1 protein-coding gene is annotated in these 273 nt (G+C 46.2%); it reads left to right on the forward strand.

Translation table 11 applies throughout. The features are described from left to right. On the forward strand, positions 1-273 hold a 273-nt coding region (locus PZC42_RS24645; RefSeq protein WP_277214139.1), incomplete at both ends, for a PEP/pyruvate-binding domain-containing protein.

A 273-nucleotide genomic window follows, 5' to 3' on the forward strand; every position in this document is an offset into this window, starting at 1 on the left:
TCTGGCACGGGTGTGCTCTTCACTAGGAACCCAAGCACTGGAGAGAAGAAGCTTTACGGCGAATTCCTTGTGAATGCTCAGGGTGAAGATGTGGTTGCTGGAATCAGAACTCCAGAGGATCTTGATGCTATGAGGGACCACATGCCGGAGCCTTATGAAGAGCTCGTTGAGAACTGCAAAATTTTGGAGAGTCACTATAAAGAAATGATGGATATTGAATTTACTGTTCAGGAAAATAGGCTTTGGATGCTTCAGTGCAGAACAGGAAAGCGC

The organism is Isoptericola croceus, from assembly GCF_029382255.1.
Classification (GTDB): Bacteria; Actinomycetota; Actinomycetes; order Actinomycetales; family Cellulomonadaceae; genus Isoptericola; species Isoptericola croceus.